Raw genomic sequence first — 21,839 nt, forward strand, 5'->3', positions numbered from 1 at the left:
ATGGATCGGATTGAACAGCTCATGAAAAACGCAAAACCGCAGATTCCCGGTCCGCGGCAGCACGCCGTTCCGGCGAACCCCGACGCGATCTCCGCGGAACCCGCGGCGCAGGCAGCCCCCACGTTCTCCGGGACCTTCACGGACAGCTCCAAGATCACTGCACTGAACGGCGCGCGGCAGTCAAAACGCCGCACTGCCATCCGTGCGGGCGTCGCAGGACTGGCAGCGGCAGCCGTGGTGACCCTTGCTGTGGTGGCCGGCAACATGGGCGGCCTGAGCTCTCCGGCACCGGGACCGGCAGCCAGCAACACAGCCCCCGAGACAGGGCCTTCGCCTAGTGCATCCGCTAGCCAGAGTGGGACTACGGGAACAACTCCGGCCTCAGCGTCAGCTTCGGCAGTACCGTCCACGGCGGCATCCTCGGGACCGGCGTCCGTGCCGGTAGCTGCGTGGCAGACGTTTACTAGCGCAAACGGCAGCGTCTCCTTCGACTACCCCGCCGGCTGGAACGTGGTTCCGCTTCCGGGAGAGGGCGTTGGCAACATAGTGAAACTCCAAGTCACCGACAGTGCCGGAAAGCACGTCGCTGACCTTACCTACGGGGACATCGGCGGCGGCCTGGGTGGAGCCTGCAGCAGCGAACCCCGCCCCTACACCGTCCTGGATACCGTGGAGATGCAGTTGCCGTACGACTCAGCGGCTAGCGACGTCACGCCGCGGTTCACCTTTAGGGCCCTCGAAAACGGATCCGGCGTAAATGCATCCTTCGGTATTACCACCCGCAAGGCCGGCGCCGATGGGCAGTCGTGCATGTTCTACAACGTGGTGAACGGTCCCCAGGATTCACCTGTCTACATGTTCGCGGACTCGCTTCAGGTGAACTCCGCTCCTTCGCCGGACGGAGCAACGGGTGTTAAAACGTTTAGCACTATTGCCGAGGCGCGGGCCTACATGCAGTCGTCCGGTTACCTTGACGCCAAACGTATGATCACCTCGCTGAAGATCACCGCAGGCTGAGCCGGGCCGGGTTACGCTGTTGACCATGACCTCCGCCCCCGTGACCCTGTGTTTCCTGCTTCGGGATCGACCTGGCGGCGGAACTGAGGTGCTCCTCGGCCTCAAGAAGACCGGCTTCGGCAGAGGCAAGATCGTGGGACTGGGCGGTCACGTGGAGCCGGGGGAGAGCGACGCCGAAGCGGTGTGCCGGGAGGTCTTCGAAGAAGCCGGCGTCACCGTGCTCGAGCGTGACCTGCGCCCGGCCGGCGTCGTGGAGTTTGTTTTCCCTGGCCGCCCGGAATGGAACATGTACACCACCCTGTTTACCACCCGCCGGTGGCAGGGCGAGCCGGCGGAAAGCCGCGAGATTGCGCCCGAATGGTTTGATGCGCTCTCGCTGCCGGTGGACCGCATGTGGCAGGATGCGGACCACTGGCTCCCGGTGGTGCTGGAAGGCCGGACGGTGGATATTGTGGTCACCCTCAACGCCGACAACGAAACGGTGGCTTCTTCCGTGAGCGTCCTGCGGAACCTCTCACAGTGAAGAACGACGCCGGCCCGGTCACCTCGGAAGGGTGACCGGGCCAGCGTCGTGCGATCCCAATGTTCAGCGTTTACGAAAGGTGTCGTTCCTCCACGCCGTTGTACTCGCTCAACGGACGGATCAGGGAGTTGGATTCCAGCTGTTCCATGATGTGCGCTGTCCAGCCAGTGATGCGGCTGGCAACAAACAGGGGAGTGAAGGTATCCGTGTCGAAGCCCATGAGGTGGTACGTGGGGCCGGTGGGATAGTCCAGGTTGGGCTTGATGCCCTTGGCCTCGTCCATGGCAGTTTCCAGCCCGTTGTAGAGTCCCAGGAGTTCGGGCCGGCCGTAGTGGGCAATCATTTTGTCCAGCGCGGCCTTCATGGTGGGGACACGGGAATCGCCGTGCTTGTAGACGCGGTGGCCGAAGCCCATGACCTTCTTCTTCTGGGCCAGGGCATCCTCCATCCAGGCCTTGGCCCGGGCGGCGGCCTCCTCCAGGGATTCTTCCGAGCGGATGCCGATCTCATCGAAGGTGTGCATGACTGCTTCGTTGGCGCCGCCGTGGAGCGCACCCTTGAGGGCTCCGATGGCTCCGGTCACGGCCGAGTGCAGGTCCGACAGCGTGGACGTGATCACCCGGGCCGTGAACGTGGACGCGTTGAAGGAGTGCTCCGCGTACAGGATCATGGACACGTTGAATGCGTCCACCACCTCGGGCACCTGCTCTTCACCGAACGTCATCCAGAGGAAGTTGGCGTCGTATCCCAGATCGTCCCGGGGCTCCACCAGTTCCAGGCCATGGCGGCGGCGCTGGTCGTAGGCCACCACGGCCGGCATCGCGGCGAACAGGTCGATGGCCTTCTTCATGTTGGATTCGCGCGAAGAATCCTCGGCGAGCGGATGCCGGGCGCCCATGACGGATGCCGCCGTCCGGCAGACATCCATCGGGTGGGAGGTCGTGGGGAGCGCATCGATGACCTGCTTGACCACCGGATCCAGTGCCCGGCCGGCACGCTCCTTGGCGGTGAACTCGGCCAGCTGCTCCGGCGTGGGCAGTTCACCGTTCCAGAGCAGGTAGGCCACTTCTTCGAAGCTGCACTTGGCTGCAAGTTCCTGGACCGGGTAGCCGCGGTACAGCAGCGAGTTGGTGTCGGGGTTGACCTTGGACACCGCGGTGTAGTCCACCACGACGCCGGCGAGGCCCTTTTTGATCTCATTTTCAGCCATGCTGAAACTCCTTCGTTCCTGATGCTGTGTGCCGGCCGAAGCCGGAAGTCCGGGATGGATGGGGGTCAGTTGGTACCGGGAATCCTGAAGTTGAAGACTCCGGTGTCGAAGCGGTTGTAGGCCTCGTAGTCCACAAGGTCGTACAGCCGCGCACGGGTCAGCATGCTCTTTACCTGTGCCTCCTGGGTGCCGTCGGACCTGATCGATTCCAGAGTACGCTCAGCTGCCCCCATGGCACTACGGAGAAGGGTGACCGGGTAGATGACCATGTTGACGCCCACGCCCTGGAGTTGCTCCACTGTGAACAGGGCGCTCTGGCCGAATTCGGTCATGTTGGCCAGGATCGGGACCTCGACGGCGTCGCGGATCGCCTGGAATTCGCTGAGGTCCTTCATGGCCTCCGGGAAGATGGCGTCCGCCCCGGCCTCCACGAGGGCCTTGGCCCGGTCCTGGGCGGCCTGGAGCCCGTCCGTGGCCCGGATGTCTGTCCTGGCCATGATCAGGAAGTTCGGATCCCTGCGGGCGTCCGCTGCTGCACGGATGCGTTTGGTGGCCGTATCCAGGTCCACCACGTTCTTGCCGTCCAGGTGTCCGCACCTCTTGGGGTTGAACTGGTCCTCGATGTGCAGGCCGGCGAGGCCTGCGTTCTCGATTTCCTGCACCGAGCGGGCCACGTTCATGGGCTCCCCGAAGCCCGTGTCGGCGTCGACGATGCTGGGCAGGTCGGTCATGCGGGCAATCTGGCCGGCGCGCGTCGCCACCTCGGTGAGCGTGGTCAGGCCGATGTCCGGCAGGCCGAGGTCGTTCGCCAGCACTGCGCCGGAAATGTAGACCCCGGCGAAGCCCTTCTCTTCGATGAGCCTGGCCGAGAGCGGGTTGAACGCGCCGGGGAACTGCTGGATGGTCCCCGACGCCAGGAGCTCGCGGAACCGGATCCGCTTCTGCTCCGGTGTGACCTTCGAATACAGCATTAGAAGAGTCCCTTCGGGGCAGCCGCCAGGTCGATCACGCCGTCGGCAGCCTTGATGTTCAGCTGGTCGAGTTCACCGGCGGCCAGTTCCGGGAGCCGGGCCGCGGCGGCGAGGAAGCGTTCGATCTCCTCTTCGGCTACGACGCCGGCCGCGAGGGTGCGGAACTTGTTGACGTACTGCTCCCGGGCGAATGGCCGGGCGCCGAGCGGGTGGGCATCGGCGACGGCGATCCCATCCGTGATGACCGTGCCGTCGTTGAGCGTGATCTCCACGGATCCGCCGAAGGCCTTCTCTGCGATGTCGAGGGAGTGGTAGCGGCGGGTCCATTCCGGGTCCTCGACAGTGGTGACCTTGTGCCATAGCTCCACGGTGTCGGGCCGGGCAGCCCGCTCCGGCGCGTAGGAGTCCACATGGTGCCAGGCGCCGTCCTGCAACGCGACCGTGAAGATGTACGGGATCGAGTGGTCCAGCGTTTCGCGGCTGGCCGTGGGGCTGTACTTCTGCGGGTCGTTGGCGCCCGAGCCGATCACGTAGTGGGTGTGGTGGCTGGTCTTGATCAGCACCGACTTCACGTTGGCCGGGTCGGTGACCTCGGGGCGCTCGCCGTGAAGCTTCCGGGCGAGGTCGATCCAGGCCTGTGCCTGGTATTCGGCGGAGTGTTCCTTGGTGTACGTGTCCAGGATGGCGCGCTTGGCTTCGCCGGGAGTGGGCAGCGGCACCATGTAGGAGGCGTCCGGTCCGTCCAGCATCCAGGCGATGACTCCGTCTTCCCCTTCGTAGATCGGTACCGGCGACGTCTGGCCGCGCATGGAACGGTCCGCCGCTTCGACGGCCATCTTCCCGGCGAAGGCCGGTGCATGGGCCTTCCACGTGGAAATCTCGCCCTTGCGCGACTGGCGCGTGGCGGTGGTGGTGTGCAGGGCCTGGCCCACGGACTGGAAGATGGTCTCGACGTCGAGCCCCAGCAGGGTGCCGATGCCGGCGGCGGCGGAGGGGCCGAGGTGGGCCACGTGGTCGATCTTGTGCTTGTGCAGGCAGATGGCCTTGACCAGGTTCACCTGGATTTCGTAACCGGTGGCGATGCCCCGGATCAGGTCCTGTCCGCTGGAGCCGACGTGCTGGGCGACGGCAAGGATCGGCGGGATGTTGTCGCCCGGGTGGGAGTAGTCCGCTGCCAGGAACGTGTCGTGGTAGTCGAGCTCACGGACAGCGACCCCGTTGGCCCAGGCGGCCCATTCCGGTGCCACGCGCTCGTCGATGCCGAAGACCTTGGATCCTTTGCCGCCGGTGGTGGGTCCGTGGGTGAGAGCCTGTGCCCGGGCCGCAACGATGGGGGCCCGGTTCAGGGACGCGATGGCCACCGAAGCGTTGTCGATCACGCGGTTGATCACCATGTCCGTGACCTCGTCCGTGACGGCGACGGGATCGGTGGCGACCTTGGCGATCTTGTAGGCGAGCTGGTCCTCGCGGGGCAGGTTTTCCTCGCTTTTGTAAACGCGGACGTGGTGTTCCTTAACCATGGTGCTCCTTCTAGTGAGGGGTATGCGTGACTTTGACGTGGGAAAGACTGCGGTGGAGGTGAAGGGTGGTGGCGGCTTCGGCCAACCGGGGATTGCCTGCTGCGATCGCTTCGGCAATGGCGGCGTGCTCGGCGGCTGCCGCGGTAAGCCGCTGCGTGTCGTCGGCCGCCAGGCGGCGGACCCGGACCAGGTGCACGCGCAGGCTGCGCATGGCCTGCGCCAGATAGGAGTTGGAAATGGCCGCGTCGATGGCCGCGTCAAGACGGCCCGCCAGCTCGTAGTAGGCGTGGCGGCCCGGATCGCTGCCGTTGATGAGTGCCGGGGCCTGGAGCAGCTCGAGCCGGAGCTTCTCGAAGGTTGCGGAGTCGCCGCGCTCGGCGGCCAGGGCGGCCGCCTTGCCTTCCAGGGTTTCGCGCAGTTCGAAAAGTTCGTCGATGTCTTCCAGCGAGATGTCGGTGACGACGACGCCGCGGCCGCCCGCCGTCGTCGTCAGGCCCTCCGCGGTGAGCCGGCTCAGGGCTTCCCGCAGCGGCGTGCGGGAGATGCCGAGGCGCTCGGACTGCTCCACTTCCGCGAGGACAGTTCCGGGGAGGAGACGCCATTCGATGATGTCATCGCGTAATGCCGCGTAGGCCCTGTCGCTGGCGCGCAATCTCTGCCTCCTTCATTGGTTGACGATCTTCAGTGTATACACAGAAGAGTATTCTGCCCAGCAATTGCTCCATTTTGGCGAATATTCTTTAGATTTGTATACACGGACACTTGTGCCCGCTTCCCGGCCCGGACTAGCATGGCCCTCATCACAATGTCGTGGACGGGATGCATTTCATGGGTACCAAGAGTTATCAGGACAGCTACGCACAGAGCCTGGCGAAGCCCGAAGACTTCTGGTTGGAGGCCGCCGGAAAGATCTCCTGGTCAGCGCCGCCGACGCAGGCCCTGGACTCGAGCCGGGCGCCGCTTTACAGGTGGTTTCCGGACGGCGCCCTCAACACCTCCTACAACGCACTGGACCGCCATGTGGAGGCGGGCCGGGGCGCGCAGGATGCCTTGATCTATGATTCCGCCATGCTCGGAACCCGGCGGCGCTTCAGCTATGCGGAACTCACGGAGCTTGTGGCCCGCTTTGCCGGGGTTCTCCGGCGGCGCGGCGTGGGCAAGGGGGACAGGGTTGTCATCTACATGCCCATGATCCCGGAAGCCGCCATCGCAATGCTGGCAACCGCGCGGCTCGGGGCGGTCCATTCGGTGGTCTTCGGAGGGTTTGCGCCGAAGGAGCTTGCGGCCCGGATCCGGGACGCCGCTCCCGCTGTGGTGGTTACGGCGTCCGGCGGAATTGAGCCATCGCGCCGGATCGAGTACCTTCCCGCCGTCGATGAAGCCCTCCGCCTCGCCGGGACCCCGGGACTCCCCGTGATCGTCGCGGCCAGGGAGGGGTTTGCGTCCTCAGCGTCTGACCACCCGGGGTGGCTGGACTGGGACACCGAGATGGCCGCCGCGGAACCGGCGGCGCCGGTGGAGGTCAAAGCCACCGATCCGCTCTACATCCTCTACACCTCCGGAACCACGGGTGCACCCAAGGGGGTGGTGCGGGACAACGGCGGCCATGCTGTGGCGCTTAGCTGGACCATGGAAAACGTCTACGGCATCGGCCCGGGGAACGTCATGTGGACCGCCTCCGACGTCGGCTGGGTGGTAGGGCACTCCTACATCGTCTACGGCCCGCTGCTGGCCGGCGCAACCACCGTCCTCTATGAGGGAAAACCGGTAGGGACCCCGGATGCGGGTGCCTTCTGGCGCGTGATCCAGGACCACAAGGTCAACGTCCTGTTCACCGCTCCCACCGCGCTGCGCGCCATCCGCAAGGCGGATCCCGAAGCGAAACTGCTGCGGGACTACGACGTCTCCAGCCTGCGAACGCTTTTCGCCGCGGGGGAGCGGCTGGACACTGATACCTTCCACTGGGCCGCGCAGACCCTGGGCGTCCCCGTGGTGGACCACTGGTGGCAGACCGAGACCGGCTGGGCCATCTGCGCCAACCCGCGGGGGCTGGAAGAGCTCCCCATCAAGGCAGGCTCTCCCAGCGTTCCGATGCCGGGCTTCAAGCTCAACATCGTGGACGGCCTCGGGGAGGACGTCGAAGCCGGGACGGAAGGGAACATCGTGCTCGGCCTGCCGCTGCCGCCCGGCACGCTGACCACTCTGTGGGGCGACGACGAACGCTACATCTCCTCGTACCTCCAGGCATTCGAGGGTTCCTATGCCACCGGTGACTCCGGCTACCGGGACGCGGACGGCTACGTCTTCGTGATGGGCCGCACCGACGACATCATCAACGTGGCCGGGCACCGGTTGTCCACGGGTGCCATGGAGCAGGTCATCGGGCAGCACCCGGCGGTGGCCGAGTGCGCGGTGATCGGCCTGGCTGACCCGCTGAAGGGCCAGCGGCCCAGCGGCTACGTGGTGCTGAAATCGGGAGTTGACGTGCCGGAGGACATCCTGGTCAAGGACCTGATCGCTATGGTCCGCCGGGACATCGGAGCCGTGGCGGACTTCAAGCACGTGGCGGTGGTGGAAGCCCTGCCCAAGACCCGTTCCGGCAAGATCCTCCGCAAGACCATGCGGCAGATCGCCGACGGCGAGGAGTACGTCGTGCCGTCCACGATTGAGGATGCCGGGGTGATCGACCAGCTGATCGGGACCCTTCGCCCGGCCGGACCCGGGAACTAGCAGTCAGAGGCATCAGCCGCGCGCTCGCCGGCGCTGAACTTCAGGCCCGGTTCCAGCGGTATTCGTTCTCCGGCCTGCCCGGCGCACCGTAGCGGGCAGTCCGGGAGACTGTTCCGGCGTCCGCGAGGTATTCGAGGTACCGCCGGGCCGTCACGCGGGACATCCCCAGTGCATCCATGACCTCGGTGGCCGAGACAGCGTCCGCCTGCCGCTTCATGAACTCCTGCACAGCGTCCAGGGTCGAGGTCGACAGGCCCTTGGGAAGCGGCAGCTCACTCGGCGCCCGCAGGCTCGCGAAAGCCTGGTCTACGTCGCTTTGCGATGCTCCGGACCTGGCCCCGCCCGCACCGGCCGCAAGCTGGTCCCGGAACTGCCGGTAGCTGGCCAGCTTGTCCGCAAAAGTGGCATAGGTGAACGGCTTGATGAGGTACTGCACCACTCCGATGGACACGGCACTGCGCACGATATTCAGTTCACGCACGGCGGTGATCGCAATGATGTCCGGCAACAGTCCTGATGCCCGCATCCGCCGGGCGATGTCCAGGCCATGGAGGTCGGGAAGGTTCATGTCCAGCAGCACCAGTTCCACGGGATTGCCAGCGGCAGCAAATTCCGTCAGGAGACGCAGCGCCGATTGGCCGTCAGGGGCCGTGCCCGCCAGGGAAAAGCCTTCGAGCCTCCCCACGTAGGCACCGTGCGCTGCCGCGGCTACCGGTTCGTCCTCAACGACGAGGACCCGGATATCGCTCATGAAGTCTCCTTGGTGGTGCCTGCTGCGGGAAGGAAGATATGGAAATGGGCGCCGCGCGGGTTGGTGATGGCCACGGTGCCGCCCAGCCGGTGGACGGCCTGACGGACCAGCGCCAGGCCCAGCCCCCGGCCGTACGTGCCGGTCGCCTTGGTGCTGAACCCGTGCCGGAACACGTCGTCCACGGCATCGGGGTCGATTCCGTGTCCGGAGTCCTCCACCGTGATCTCCACGCCCCGGACCCCGGACTCCACCGACAACTCCACCCATTTGGGGGCCGGAGCGTCGGCCGCTGCGTCGATGGCGTTGTCAAGGAGGTTGCCAAGAATGGTCACCAGGTCCTGGACGGCCACACCGGCCGTACCGGCAGTGCTGTTTGCCTGCAGGCCCAGTTCAACGCCGCGTTCGTGTGCCTCGGCCGCCTTGCCCATGAGGAGTGCGCTCAGCACGGGCTCTTCCATGGCACCCACCATCTCATCCGTGAGCTGCTGGCTGAGCTCCAGGTCCTTGGTGGCGAAATCCAGTGCCTCGTCCGCCCGTCCCAGCTCCATCAGCGAAACGATCGTGTGGAGGCGGTTGGCGTGCTCATGGGTTTGGGCGCGCAGTGCGTCCGACAGGGTACGCATGGTTTCCAGTTCGCTGCCCAGCGACTCGATCTCCGTGCGGTCGCGGATGGTTGCCACGGTCCCGAATACGGCCGGGCGCTGCCGTCCGGCCGATGAGACCGGCCCCACCGCTGGTCCCTGGTTGACCACCAGGACACGCGGGCCGGCCAGGTGGATTTCGTCCTGGGCTGCCCGGCCGGACTCGAACAGGTCCTTCAAGCTGGGTGCCAGCGGGAGACTGCCGAGCAGGGCTGCGTCGCCCGGATCGCCCCCGGACGGCCGCGGTGCGAGCCCCAGCAGCTCGGCCGCCTGGTCGTTGTACATCACCACCCGGCCCTTGGGATCGATGAGGATCACCCCCTCGCGAACGGAATGCAGGACGGACTCGTAGTACGCGAACAGCTGGGCGAGCTGCTCGGGTCCCCAGCCCCGCGTGACATTGCGCAGATACCGGCCCAGCAGCCAGGACGCCACCGAGCCGCCCACCAGGAGGGCAAAGGCTATGGCCAGCAGCGCCGGCAGGCGGCCGGAGACGGCAACGTCCACCGTCCGCACCGTCACCCCCGCTGCCACCAGGGCCTTGACGTTTCCCGACGCGTCCTTGACCGGCGCTATGGTCCGTACCGAGGGGCCCAATGTCCCGGCCGTGATTTCGGTGAACACCTGTCCGTTCAGGGCGGCGTCGATGGATCCGATATACGGCTTGCCGAGTTCCTCGTCGCGCGGATGCGTCCAACGGGTCCGGTCCGGAGCCATGATGGTAATGAAATCCGCGTCGGCGTCGCTCATCACGTGCAGGGCGTAGGGCTGCAGCACCGCGGACGGGTCGGCGGACCCCGCTGCCTGCAGGACCAGGGGGTTGTCCGCAATGGCCGTGGCGATGCCGGACATCCGCCGGCCGGCTTCGTCGTAGGCATGGTCGCGGGCGTCGATAAAGGTGGCCGTCCCGACTATCGCGGTCAGCGCCAGCATGAACAGCAAATGCGCCACGAACAGCCGGCGCGCGATGCTCCACTTATGCCTCATTCCAACCTTCCACGACCAATATGAACGCAACGGTGAGCCAGGTCACGCCATGCCCAATGATGGATATCACACCGGACGGACGTGCAGAGCCCAGAGACTGTGCCGCAACGTCTTCCAGATTATCCATAAGGAGACACATCATGGCTTCTCAACGAGGAGAGTCAGCTGCGCCTGTCAAGGCAAAGCGCAAAGGACTCGACAAGTCGCACTACCTCTACATTGCCGTCATCGTTGCCGTGATCCTCGGCGCAGTGATCGGCCTCATGTTCCCGGAAGTCGGCAAATCACTCAAACCGCTGGGCGACGGCTTCATCAAGCTGATCAAGATGATGATCGCTCCGGTGATCTTCTGCACCATCGTCCTGGGCATCGGCTCCATAGCGAAGGCTGCCACTGTCGGCAAGGTGGGCGGCCTGGCGCTGGGCTACTTCATCGTCATGTCCACCTTCGCGCTGGCCATCGGCCTCGTGGTGGGCAACCTCATCCACCCCGGCGAAGGCCTCAAGCTGACGCCGTACGATCCCAATAAGAAGGCCGCCACCGACAGCACGGTTGACTTCCTGCTGGGCATCATCCCGGGCGACATTCCGGTGCTGCCCACCCTGCTGGCCGCGATCCTCGTCGGCTTCGCACTGCAGAAAATGGGCCCCCAGGGTGCCCCCATCCTCAAGGCCATCGGCCACGGCCAGGCGCTTGTCTTCCGCATCCTCATCATGGTCATGTGGCTGGCGCCGGTTGGTGCCTTCGGTGCCATCGCCGCAGTTGTCGGCGCCACCGGCTTCCAGGCGATCGTGAGCATGTTCACCCTGATGCTGGCGTTCTACATCACCTGCGCACTGTTCATCGTCGTCATCCTCGGCGGCCTCCTGCAGGTCGTGGCCGGCGTCAACATCTTCCGCCTCATGAAGTACCTGGCCCGGGAATACCTGCTGATCTTCTCCACGTCCTCCTCCGAAGCCGCCCTGCCGCGCCTCATCGCCAAGATGGAACACCTCGGTGTGTCCAAGCCGGTCGTGGGCGTGACGGTTCCCACCGGATACTCCTTCAACCTTGACGGCACCGCCATCTACCTGACCATGGCATCCCTGTTCGTGGCGAACGCCATGGGCACCCCGCTGGACCTTGGCGCGCAGATTTCCCTGCTGATCTTCATGATCATCGCTTCCAAGGGTGCAGCAGGCGTCACCGGCGCCGGCCTGGCCACCCTGGCTGCAGGCCTGCAGGCCCACAAGCCCGAGCTGCTTGGCGGCGTCGGCATGATCGTCGGCATCGACCGGTTTATGTCCGAGGCCCGCGCCCTGACCAACTTCACGGGGAACGCCGTGGCCACGGTCCTGATCGGCACCTGGGTCAAGGAAATCGACGGCGGCCAGGTGGAGCGTGTCCTGTCCGGCGAAGAGCCCTTCGACGAGCAGACCATGATCGCCGGCCACCACACCGAACAGGAAGTTGCGGCACCGGCTCCGGCCCGCGCCTGAACTGCCCCCTGAACGGCCGGACCGAACCAACGGCCCAAGCCAACAACTGAACCGCCCGTGCAGGATCATCCTGCACGGGCGGTCTTTTTGCGCCGGGCCCACCAACCTTCGACCTTTACCAGAAGGTCAAGGCTCAGGCAAGGGCGCGTGTCAAGTTCCGTTGAATCGCGGATGCGGCGCTGTAACCTTGGTGGGAAGAACCATAGGCGCTGAACACTCAGCGGCAGGACATCAACGTCATCGAAAGTGTGGATAGATACGTGAGCAGCGAACAGGGTTCAGCAACTCTGGAAGGCACCGAACTCGACCTGGAAGACGCCGTCATGGGTCCTACCGGTCGCCCCTACCGCGAATTTCCCGAGCCTGCGCCGCTCTCGTCCCATGGCCCCGCCCGTGTGATCGCCATGGTGAACCAGAAGGGCGGCGTCGGCAAGACGACCTCCACCATTAATCTGGCCGCCGCGCTCGCCGAATACGGCCGCCGTGTCCTGCTGGTGGACTTCGACCCCCAAGGCGCGCTGTCCGCAGGCCTTGGGACCAATCCGCACGAACTGGACCTGACGGTCTACAACGTCCTGATGGACCGCAAAGTGGACATCCGGGACGCCATCCAGCACACCGGCGTCGAAAACGTCGACCTGCTGCCCGCGAACATCGACCTTTCTGCCGCGGAAGTGCAGCTTGTCAATGAAGTGGCGCGTGAACAAGTGCTGGACCGCGCCCTGAAGAAGGTTGAGGACGAATACGACGTCGTCCTGATTGACTGCCAGCCGTCGCTTGGCCTGCTGACGGTCAACGCCCTCACCGCGGCGCACGGCGTCATCATCCCGCTGATCTGCGAATTCTTTGCACTCCGTGCCGTGGCGCTGCTGGTGGAAACCATCGACAAGGTCCAGGACCGGCTGAACCCCAGGCTCCAGGTGGACGGCGTGCTGGCCACGATGTACGATGCCCGCACGCTGCACAGCCGGGAAGTCATCAGCAGGTTGGTGGAAGCCTTCGGGGACAAGGTCTTCGAGACTGTCATCAAGCGCTCCATCAAGTTTGCCGATGCCACAGTGGCCGCGGAACCAATCACCAGCTACGCCGCCAACCACATCGGTGCCGACGCGTACCGGCGCCTGGCCAAGGAACTGATTTCGCGCGGCGGCGCGCCCTAGCCAAGGTCGTGGCACTGGCAGGCACCCCGCTCGCACCCGCGGGCCCGCACGCGGACCCGGCGGAACTCCCGGCAGCCGACCCGCTGGCCGGGTCCGGGAAAAAACCCGGCTTCGAAGTCCGGCTCGTCAACTTCACCGGCCCCTTTGACCTGCTGCTCGGCCTGATCAGCAAACACCAGCTGGACATCACCGAGGTGGCCCTGGCCACGGTGACCGACGAATTCATCAAGTACATCAGGAACCTCCAGCAGCTGGGCGAGGAGTGGGCGCTTGACGAGGCCAGTGAGTTCCTGGTCATCGCAGCTACGCTCCTCGACCTCAAGGCCGCCCGGCTCCTGCCGGCAGGGGAAGTCGAGGACGACGAAGATGTCGCCTTGCTCGAAGCACGTGACCTCCTCTTCGCCCGCCTGCTCCAGTACAAGGCCTTCAAACAGGTGGCCGGACTGATCAACTCCACGCTTGAACTCGAAGCCCGCAGTTTTCCCCGCCAGGTTGCCCTTGAAGAGCACTTCGCGGCGCTGCTTCCGGAACTCGTGTGGCGGCACACGCCCGGGCAGTTCGCCGCCCTGGCGGAAGCCGCGCTGAAGCCCAAGGAAGCAGCCCCGAGCGAGGTTGGACTGGCGCACCTGCACGGGAGTGCCGTCAGCGTGAAGGAACAGGCTGAAATCCTGGGACTGATGCTCCAGGCAGGACGGCCGTTGTCCTTCCGGGCACTGATCGCGGACGCCGAGTCGACGCTGGTTGTGGTGGCCCGGTTCCTGGCACTCCTGGAAATGTTCAGGGACAAGGCGGTAGCGTTCGACCAGCTCCTCCCGCTGGGCGACCTGACGGTCCACTGGACGGCGGGACGCGATGACTGGAGCAGCGAAAATCTCACCGAGGAATACGAGGAGCAGCCGTGAGCGCCAACGCCCCGGATCCCGCAACCGCCGGGGAAGCTGACAGCGGCTTGAACGTCGCCGAACTTCCCGGCGGCGCACGTGCCGCCATCGAGGCGGTGCTGATGGTCATTGACCAGCCGGCCACCGCCGTCGAACTGGCCGCCGGGCTCAATCTCACGGTTGACGCCGTGGAGCAGCTCCTCGCGGAACTTCAGCGTGAGTATAACGGCTATACTGTTAATGCCCCGGACTCGGACGTTGCCACTGTTATCAACACTGTTGGCCACAAATCCAGACCCCGGGGTTTTGAATTGCGGAATATCGCCGGAGGCTGGCGCATCTATTCCCGTGCGGATTTCGCCGACGTCGTAGGCGGGTTCGTTCTGGAAGGACAGACAGCCAGGCTGACGCAGGCGGCGCTGGAAACGCTCGCCGTCATCGCTTACCGCCAGCCCGTCTCAAGGGCCAGGGTGTCTGCAATTCGAGGAGTTAATGTTGACTCTGTCGTGCGGACGCTGATGCAGCGGGGACTGATTGAAGACTCGGGGACCGATCCCGAATCCGGAGCCGTCCTCTACCGCACGACGTCGTATTTCCTGGAACGCATGGGAATCGGCTCGGTGGCTGAGTTGCCGCAGCTTTCACCCCATCTTCCAGGGCTTGAAGGCATCGAAGAGTTCTACGACGCCGGAAGAATGTAGGCAGTATCCATGCCTGCGCACGAGTATCCACCAGGGCGGACTAAATTCGCCCGGCTGGCTAGTGTTGTCGGGAGACAACCATCGCCGGCCAACATAACGAAGGACGGGTCATGACACAGGCGGGACGCCAGGGTTCACCACGTAACAGTTCGGGACGCAACAGCGCCGAACAGAGCAAAGCGGGACAGAAAAGGGCCGGACGCAATCCGGTGCAGGGCGGTGCCGGCCGTGCCGGCGGCGCAGGCTACAAGGGAGGCGGCGACCGCCCCTTCAAGCGCCCCAAGCCCCGCGAAGAGGCATTCGTCGATCCGGACCTGCAGGGTCCGGCCGGCGCACCGGCAGACCGCCCGGCGGCCGGCGACTGGAAACAGGGCAAACCTGCCGCCCGGAAGCCCGGTTCGCGCAAGCCCGGCGCCGGCAAGGTGCCCGGCACTCCCGGCGCACTGAAGCCCAAGCCGCGGTCCGCTGCAGCCAAGACATTCGGCACGCGCGCCTTCGGCGGCGAACGGTTCGGACAGAACCTCGGCGCCGTCCGCAAGCCTTCGCGCAAGCGCGGACCCCGCGGCGATGTTCCGCAGTCCGAAATGCACGACGCCGACGGCGTCCGCCTGCAGAAAGTCATGGCCTCCGCCGGCGTCGCTTCACGGCGCGTGTGCGAGGAAATGATCTCCGAAGGCCGCGTCGAAGTGGACGGCAAGGTGGTCACTGAACTCGGCGTCCGCGTCGACCCGAAAACGGCAGTGATCCACGTCGACGGCCTGCGCATCCAGCTGGACGAAAACATGGTCTACATGGTGTTCAACAAGCCCAAGGGCGTTGTGTCCACCATGGAGGACCCGGACGGCCGTCCGTGCATCAGCGACTTCGTCCGCAACACCCACGGCGAACGCCTCTTCCACGTGGGACGGCTCGACGTCGCCACCGAGGGGCTGCTGCTGTTGACCAACGACGGCGAACTCGCCAACCGTTTGACGCACCCGTCCTACGAGGTACCCAAGACGTACCTGGTCCAGGTCCGGGGCCCCTTCCCGCAGGGAATCGGCGCGCAGCTGAAGGCCGGCGTTGAACTCGAGGACGGGTTCGCGTCGGTGGACTCGTTCAAGCTGGTGGACTCCACTCCGGGCCACGTGCTGATCGAGGTCGTGCTGCACTCCGGCAAGAACCGCATCGTGCGCCGTCTCTTTGACGCCGTCGGCTTCCCCGTGCTCCGGCTCGTGCGCGTCAAGGTGGGTCCCATTGGCCTGGGAGACCAGCGCCAGGGCAGTATCCGCAACCTCGGCAAGCAGGAAGTCGGCCACCTGCTGGCATCCGTAGGGCTGTAGCGCATGTCTGCCTTCCGCACCCACGGCCGCGGGCACCTGAACGGACCTGTGGTGGTTATTGGCACGGGGCTGCTGGGAACCAGCATCGGCCTGGGGCTCCGTGGCCGCGGAGTATCCGTGTTCCTGTCCGACCCGTCGCCCACCAACCAGGCAGTCGCTGTCGATATCGGGGCAGGCCTTCCGTTGTCGCGCCTTGGCGACGAGCAGCCCGAACTCGTTGTGGTGGCCGCGCCGCCGGATGTCACGGCGGACGTGGTGGAACGCTCACTGGCTGATTACCCCGGCGCAACAGTGGTGGACATCGCCAGTGTGAAGGCGGGCATCCTGGCCGACCTCCGCGGGCGGGGTGTGGATCTATCCCGCTACGTGGGGACGCATCCGATGGCCGGCCGGGAGAAGTCCGGGCCGGTGGCGGCCCGCGGTGAGCTGTTTACCTCCATGCCGTGGGTGGTTTGCCCTTCCGGGGAAACCTCGCCCGGTGCATTGCAGGCCGCCCGTGCCCTGGCAACCGACCTCGGCGCAGTGGTGGTGCAGTTCGGTGCCGAAGAACATGACCACGCCGTGGCGCTTGTGTCGCATCTTCCCCAGGTGATGTCTTCGCTGGTGGCCAGCCGGCTGCAGGGCACGCCCCTCCACGCCCTGTCCCTGGCCGGAAACGGCCTGCGCGACGTCACCCGCATTGCTGCCAGCGACCCCACGCTGTGGGTTCAGATCCTCGGCGCGAATGCCGGCCCAGTGGTCGAAATCCTGCACGGGGTCCGGGAGGACCTCAACCGGCTGATCGGTACCCTCGAAGATCCTACGGCCCCCGGCGCCCGCCTCGACCTGGCACAGCTGATCAGCGAGGGCAACGCCGGGCAGGCCCGTATTCCGGGCAAGCACGGCGGACCTCCGCAGGCCTATTCCTGGTTGACCGTCCTGGTGGACGACCGGCCGGGCCAGATTGCCCGCCTCCTGACGGAGATCGGCGAAATCGGGGTCAACCTTGAAGACCTGCGGCTGGATCACTCCTCCGGGCAGAATGTAGGAATGGTGGAACTGTCCGTTTTGCCCAACAAACATGATCTGCTCATCGAAGCTCTCAACGACCGTGGATGGCGGGTACTGCAGTAATGACACAGGAACTCATCGAAACCGTGCCCATGCTTCGCCAGGGCAGGCCGCTGGTGGTGGCCATCGACGGCCCTTCGGGATCCGGAAAATCCAGTGTGAGCAGGGAAGTGGCGCGACGCCTCCGCCTGGCCTACCTGGACACCGGCGCCATGTACCGGGCGCTCACCTGGTACTGCCTGGACAGGGGTATCGACCTGGGCGACGCCGCCGCCATCGAGCAGGCCTCCGAGGACCTGCCGCTGGTCGTCAGCACCACCCCGAACGAAGAATACGTACGGGTCGGCGGCGTCGACGTCACCCAGGCCATCCGGGAACCGGCCATCTCCTCGGCCGTCAGTGCCATCGCCACCACCCTCGGCGCACGGAAGGAACTGGTCCGCCGGCAACGTGAGCTGATCGAGGTCCACCACCGCCGCATCGTGGTGGAAGGACGGGACATCACCACCGTTGTGGCGCCCGGCGCCGAAGTCCGCATGCTGCTGACCGCCAGCGAGGAGGCCCGGCTTCGCCGCCGGGGCGTCCAACTGGGCGGCACGCAGAGTGCCGAACAGCTGGCGGCCCAGGTCACCCAGCGCGACGCCAAGGACTCCACGGTGGTCAATTTCACCACGGCGGCCGACGGCGTTGTCACCCTGGATTCCTCGGATCTGGACTTCGACGGCACCGTTGACGCGGCCCTGGGCATCGTCAACAAGGTCCTCAACCGTGACTGACGCCGGCGGCCGGCGTCCGGGCCCGCCCGCAGCGGGCGGCGCCCTGCCCGGTGCGTGGACCATGGCCTGGAGCCGCCCGGTCGGCTGGATGCTGGACCACGTCGTCTACCGGACAACAGTCCACGGACGGGACAACGTTCCGGCAGTTGGGCCTGTGATCTTCGCCGGCAACCACATCAGTTTCCTGGACGGGCCCGTGATGTTCGGCGCATCACCGCGCCCCATGCACATCCTCGTCAAGAAGGAAATGTTCAAGGGGTTCCTCGGGCGCGTCCTCACGGCCTCGGGCCAGCTTCCGGTGGACCGTTCAGGCGACCGTGCTGCGCTGCAGCTAAGCAAGAGCGCGCTCGACGCAGGCAGGTGCGTGGGCATCCTTCCTGAAGGAACCCGGGGGAGCGGCGAAGCCTCCAGCATAAATAACGGGGTGGCCTGGCTCGCGCTGAACTCCGGCGCGTCCGTGGTTCCCGTCGCCATCCTGGGCACCAGGATCGGCGGCGAACACGTCGACGCCGTTCCGCGGCCGGGCCGGAGGCTGCACGTCAGCTTCGGCAAGCCCCTGGCTGTAGGGCGCAGGCCCGGCGACACAGGGCGTGTTTCAATGGACAGGGCGGGAAACGAGATCCGCGCTGCACTGGCACGGCATGTCCAGCAAGCGATTCAACTCAGCGGGCAGCCTTTGCCCGGCGCGGATTCCCCGCAAGAACGTCATGAAGAAGTAGCCGGGACGCCGGCAGATCACCACTAAGGAAAGTGCAATGAGCGATACGACTCAAACCTCCGGCAAATTTGGCGCCGGCGAAGACGAATACACGCCCACCGGCACGGACCAGGTGGCGGAGCATCTTGCTGCCCTGGACGATGACGAGGCCGAGCTTCGCGCCGCCTCCCTCCGGGCCGGCCTGGACGATTACGAACTCGACGAAGAAGACGCCGCCCTCCTGAGCGGTCATTACGACGACCAGGACTTCGACGGTCCGGTCAAGCTCGATCCGGTCCTGGCCATCATCGGCCGGCCGAACGTGGGCAAGTCCACGCTGGTGAACCGTATCCTGGGCCGCCGCGAAGCCGTGGTGGAGGACACTCCGGGTGTCACGCGTGACCGTGTGATGTACTCGGCCACCTGGAACGGCCGGAACTTCACGGTTGTCGACACCGGCGGCTGGGAGCACGATGCCCGCGGCATCCACGCCCGCGTGGCCGAACAGGCCGAGATGGCTGTGGAACTCGCCGACGCCGTGCTGTTCGTCGTGGACTCCGCCGTAGGCGCGACCGCCACGGACGAAGCCGTCGTGAAGATGCTCCGGAAATCCAAGAAGCCGGTCATCATGGTGGCCAACAAAGTGGATGACTTTGCGCAGGAAGCCGACTCGGCAACGCTCTGGGGCCTCGGCTTCGGCGAACCGTACCCGGTATCGGCACTGCACGGCCGGGGTGTCGCCGACCTCCTCGACCACGTCATGGACACTCTGCCCGAGTACTCGACCATCGAAGGACTGGAGCGCTCCGGCGGCCCGCGCCGCATCGCCCTGATCGGGCGACCCAACGTGGGCAAGTCCTCGCTGCTGAACAAGCTCGCCGGTTCCGAACGCGTTGTCGTGGACAACACCGCCGGCACCACGCGCGACCCCGTCGATGAGTTCATCGAACTCGGCGGACGCACGTGGCGCTTCGTCGATACCGCCGGCATCCGCCGACGCCAGCACATGGCGCAGGGCGCAGACTTCTACGCCTCACTGCGTACGCAGAGCGCCCTCGAAAAGGCGGAGGTCGCCGTCGTGCTCCTCGCCGTGGACGAGGTGCTCAGTGAACAGGATGTCCGCATCCTGCAGCTGGCCATCGAATCCGGCCGGGCACTTGTCCTTGCGTTCAACAAATGGGACCTGCTGGACGACGAACGCCGCACCTACCTTGAGCGCGAAATCGAGCAGGACCTGGCCCACGTCGCCTGGGCGCCGCGGGTCAACATTTCGGCCCTGACCGGCTGGCACAAGGACCGACTGGTTCCTGCACTGGACACTGCACTGGAAAGCTGGGACAAGCGAATCCCCACCGGACGCCTGAACGCCTTCCTCGGCGAACTGGTGGCTGCGCACCCGCACCCGGTCCGCGGCGGCAAGCAGCCCCGCATCCTTTTCGGCACCCAGGCGTCCAGCCGTCCGCCGAAGTTCGTCCTGTTCACCACCGGTTTCCTGGATCCGGGATACCGCCGCTTTATCACCCGGCGTCTTCGCGAGACCTTCGGTTTCGAGGGAACGCCGATCGAGGTCAACATGCGTGTCCGCGAAAAGCGTGGCAAGAAGCGTTAATTACGACACACCTCGCCCGTGTCACCCGCAAAGTGTCACAGGCACCCTCCGGAATCGTGTAAGCTTTTGGAGGTGGTTCGGCCGGACTGCTGAGGTAAAAATCCCGGGGCAACCCAGGAGGAAAACCGAGGCGGAGAACGGCGGAACTAACGGGCTGTAGCGCAGCTTGGTAGCGCACTTGACTGGGGGTCAAGGGGTCGCAGGTTCAAATCCTGTCAGCCCGACCAGCAACAAAACCGCGCCGCTCCGGGAGTTATCCCGGAGCGGCGCGGTTTTTTGTTTTTCATTCCTTCGGGCCGCGGCCGGGTGCACTGTTCCCTGCGCCCTACTTGAGGAACTTGGACGTCCTCCGGTCCGCGAGGATCTTGCCGCCTGTCTGGCAGCGCGGGCAGTATTGCAGCGCCCTGTCGGCAAACGACACTTCCCGGACCGTGTCTCCGCAGACGGGGCAGGCCTGGCCGGTCCGGCCGTGGACGCGCATGGTGCTCCGTTTCGCGTCCTTCAGCTCATTCGGCGCCTTTCCCACGGCCTCTGCCACGGCGGCACCTAGAATGTCGTGGACAGAGTCGTAAAGGACGCGGACTGCCTCCGCGTCCAACGACTTTGCGATGGCGAAGGGTGAAATCCGGGCCGCGTGGAGGATTTCGTCGCTGTAGGCGTTGCCGATCCCGGCGATCACCCCCTGGTTCCGTAACAGTCCCTTAATTTGCTGGCTGCTTGAGGAAAGAATTCCGGCGAACTCATTAAGTCCGAACGTGTCGCTCAACGGATCAGGGCCCAACGTCGCGACGCCGGGGATCTGCTCCGGATCCCGGACCACGTAGAGGGCCAGGCTTTTCCTGGTACCTGCCTCGGTGAGGTCGATCCCCAGATGGGATTCTCCGCCGTCGGGTTCGGGTCCGCTCCTGGCAAACTCCAGCCTCGCGGCAATATACCCCTTGCCCCGCGCCAGGACGGCGTTCGACGGCGATTCGGTGTACCGCAGCCACCCCGCCTTGGCCAGGTGGAAGGCGAGATAGATTCCGTCCGCATCCAGGATGATGAACTTTCCCCGGCGCTGGACATCGGAAATGGTGCGGCCTTCCAGCGCTGTATACGGCGGGTCCGCGGTCTTGAGGGCGGCGAAGGACACGATCTGGATTTTCGTCAGCACGGCTCCACGAAGCCGGGCGCCCAGGAAAGCGCTCAGCCCGGCCACTTCGGGAAGTTCTGGCATGCCACTACTGTGCCACAAGGGCCCGACGGAGGCCTCCCTGCCGGGGCAGTTGATATGCATATACTTTCAGCGGCGGCTTGTTCTGCAGACCTCCGTTGACATTGCTGATTGACCAACATTCCTGGTTGACCCGATGAAAGGCCCCTGATGAGCAACATTCCCGAAGACCTGTCCTACACTGCCGAACACGAGTGGGTTTCCGCCCCGAGCGCTGACGGCGTGGTGCGGGTGGGCATCACTGATTTTGCCCAGGACGCACTGGGTGACGTCGTGTACGCGCAGATGCCCGAAGTCGGCACCAAAGTGACGGCCAACGAAGTTGTGGGCGAGGTTGAGTCCACCAAGAGCGTCAGCGACATCTATGCTCCCGTGAGCGGGGAAGTCGTCGCCAGGAACGAGGCCCTGGACACCGACTCCGCGCTAATCAACAGCGATCCTTACGGCGAGGGCTGGCTGATTGAGGTCAAGCTGGCTGAGGCCGACGCGGTGGAGTCCCTGCTCAGTGCATCGGAGTACGAACAACAGGTAGGCTAAAGATAACCGGCATGGAGGTCCGGCTGTTGAGGGATTAACAGCCGGACAACACGCCGTAGGACCGG

General features: G+C 65.4%; 20 protein-coding genes and 1 tRNA gene. 14 read left to right on the plus strand and 7 right to left on the minus strand.

Going from position 1 to position 21,839, the window contains the following annotated elements:
- Positions 1-1,017 carry a hypothetical protein gene (locus TV39_RS07815; protein WP_043480346.1) on the plus strand — a complete coding sequence of 339 codons (1,017 nt, stop codon included), beginning with the start codon at positions 1-3 and terminating at the stop codon, positions 1,015-1,017.
- 25 nt (positions 1,018-1,042) lie between these two features.
- On the plus strand, positions 1,043-1,540 hold the full coding sequence (locus tag TV39_RS07820) for an 8-oxo-dGTP diphosphatase (RefSeq protein ID WP_043480830.1): 498 nt from the start codon (positions 1,043-1,045) through the stop codon (positions 1,538-1,540).
- Between the two features lie 70 nt (positions 1,541-1,610).
- On the opposite strand, the gene TV39_RS07825 is transcribed toward TV39_RS07820, so the two are convergent.
- The 4 genes from TV39_RS07825 to TV39_RS07840 form a co-directional block, all read right to left on the minus strand.
- The gene (locus tag TV39_RS07825; RefSeq protein ID WP_043480348.1) at positions 1,611-2,750 is read right to left on the minus strand and encodes a bifunctional 2-methylcitrate synthase/citrate synthase; all 1,140 of its coding nucleotides are present in this window, start codon (positions 2,748-2,750) and stop codon (positions 1,611-1,613) included.
- A 65-nt stretch (positions 2,751-2,815) separates the two neighbouring features.
- Complete coding sequence (gene prpB / locus TV39_RS07830) at positions 2,816-3,721, minus strand: methylisocitrate lyase (RefSeq protein WP_043480350.1); 906 nt, start codon at positions 3,719-3,721, stop codon at positions 2,816-2,818.
- Entirely contained in the window at positions 3,721-5,241 is a 1,521-nt protein-coding gene (locus TV39_RS07835; protein WP_043480352.1) for an MmgE/PrpD family protein, read from the minus strand. The genes prpB and TV39_RS07835 overlap by 1 nt, the downstream gene beginning before the upstream one ends.
- A 10-nt stretch (positions 5,242-5,251) precedes the next feature.
- Positions 5,252-5,893, minus strand: coding sequence for a GntR family transcriptional regulator (locus TV39_RS07840; protein ID WP_043480354.1), 642 nt, complete (start codon positions 5,891-5,893; stop codon positions 5,252-5,254).
- 176 nt (positions 5,894-6,069) lie between these two features.
- Here TV39_RS07840 and TV39_RS07845 point away from each other — a divergent pair, with 176 nt between their 5' ends.
- The gene (locus tag TV39_RS07845) at positions 6,070-7,971 is read left to right on the plus strand and encodes an acetate--CoA ligase (protein WP_043480832.1); all 1,902 of its coding nucleotides are present in this window, start codon (positions 6,070-6,072) and stop codon (positions 7,969-7,971) included.
- A 40-nt stretch (positions 7,972-8,011) separates the two neighbouring features.
- Here the strand turns inward: TV39_RS07845 and TV39_RS07850 are convergent, their stop codons facing one another.
- Complete coding sequence (locus tag TV39_RS07850; protein WP_043480356.1) at positions 8,012-8,722, minus strand: response regulator; 711 nt, start codon at positions 8,720-8,722, stop codon at positions 8,012-8,014.
- Positions 8,719-10,350: a sensor histidine kinase gene (locus TV39_RS07855; protein ID WP_043480359.1), complete on the minus strand. Its 1,632-nt coding sequence runs from the start codon at positions 10,348-10,350 to the stop codon at positions 8,719-8,721. Before TV39_RS07855 ends, TV39_RS07850 begins: the two co-directional genes overlap by 4 nt.
- Before the next feature lie 140 nt (positions 10,351-10,490).
- On the opposite strand from TV39_RS07855, the gene TV39_RS07860 reads away from it, so the two are divergent.
- From TV39_RS07860 to TV39_RS07905, 10 genes are all read left to right on the plus strand, one after another.
- Positions 10,491-11,828, plus strand: a complete 1,338-nt coding sequence (locus tag TV39_RS07860) for a cation:dicarboxylate symporter family transporter (RefSeq protein ID WP_043480362.1) — start codon at positions 10,491-10,493, stop codon at positions 11,826-11,828.
- Positions 11,829-12,088: 260 nt separating this feature from the next.
- Positions 12,089-12,988, plus strand: coding sequence for a ParA family protein (locus TV39_RS07865; protein WP_043480364.1), 900 nt, complete (start codon positions 12,089-12,091; stop codon positions 12,986-12,988).
- Between the two features lie 83 nt (positions 12,989-13,071).
- Positions 13,072-13,890 carry a segregation and condensation protein A gene (locus tag TV39_RS07870; protein WP_235347324.1) on the plus strand — a complete coding sequence of 273 codons (819 nt, stop codon included), beginning with the start codon at positions 13,072-13,074 and terminating at the stop codon, positions 13,888-13,890.
- Positions 13,891-13,937: 47 nt separating this feature from the next.
- Positions 13,938-14,570, plus strand: a complete 633-nt coding sequence (scpB, locus tag TV39_RS07875; protein ID WP_043480834.1) for an SMC-Scp complex subunit ScpB — start codon at positions 13,938-13,940, stop codon at positions 14,568-14,570.
- 110 nt (positions 14,571-14,680) lie between these two features.
- Positions 14,681-15,892: a pseudouridine synthase gene (locus TV39_RS07880; RefSeq protein ID WP_043480369.1), complete on the plus strand. Its 1,212-nt coding sequence runs from the start codon at positions 14,681-14,683 to the stop codon at positions 15,890-15,892.
- Positions 15,893-15,895: 3 nt separating this feature from the next.
- The gene (locus tag TV39_RS07885) at positions 15,896-17,005 is read left to right on the plus strand and encodes a prephenate dehydrogenase (protein WP_043480372.1); all 1,110 of its coding nucleotides are present in this window, start codon (positions 15,896-15,898) and stop codon (positions 17,003-17,005) included.
- Entirely contained in the window at positions 17,005-17,718 is a 714-nt protein-coding gene (gene cmk / locus TV39_RS07890) for a (d)CMP kinase (protein ID WP_043480374.1), read from the plus strand. The genes TV39_RS07885 and cmk overlap by 1 nt, the downstream gene beginning before the upstream one ends.
- Positions 17,719-17,779: 61 nt before the next feature.
- Positions 17,780-18,463, plus strand: coding sequence for a lysophospholipid acyltransferase family protein (locus tag TV39_RS07895; RefSeq protein WP_043480836.1), 684 nt, complete (start codon positions 17,780-17,782; stop codon positions 18,461-18,463).
- Between the two features lie 10 nt (positions 18,464-18,473).
- Positions 18,474-20,024, plus strand: a complete 1,551-nt coding sequence (der, locus tag TV39_RS07900; RefSeq protein ID WP_043480377.1) for a ribosome biogenesis GTPase Der — start codon at positions 18,474-18,476, stop codon at positions 20,022-20,024.
- Positions 20,025-20,174: 150 nt separating this feature from the next.
- Positions 20,175-20,251 (plus strand) — tRNA-Pro (locus tag TV39_RS07905).
- A 98-nt stretch (positions 20,252-20,349) separates the two neighbouring features.
- Here TV39_RS07905 and TV39_RS07910 read toward each other — a convergent pair.
- On the minus strand, positions 20,350-21,240 hold the full coding sequence (locus TV39_RS07910) for an Fpg/Nei family DNA glycosylase (RefSeq protein ID WP_043480380.1): 891 nt from the start codon (positions 21,238-21,240) through the stop codon (positions 20,350-20,352).
- A gap of 147 nt (positions 21,241-21,387) precedes the next feature.
- On the opposite strand from TV39_RS07910, the gene gcvH reads away from it, so the two are divergent.
- Positions 21,388-21,774 (plus strand): glycine cleavage system protein GcvH, encoded by a 387-nt coding sequence (gcvH, locus tag TV39_RS07915; protein ID WP_043480382.1) that lies wholly within the window; start codon positions 21,388-21,390, stop codon positions 21,772-21,774.
- Positions 21,775-21,839: the final 65 nt, after the last annotated feature.

The organism is Arthrobacter sp. SPG23, from assembly GCF_000876655.1.
Lineage (GTDB): Bacteria > Actinomycetota > Actinomycetes > Actinomycetales > Micrococcaceae > Arthrobacter.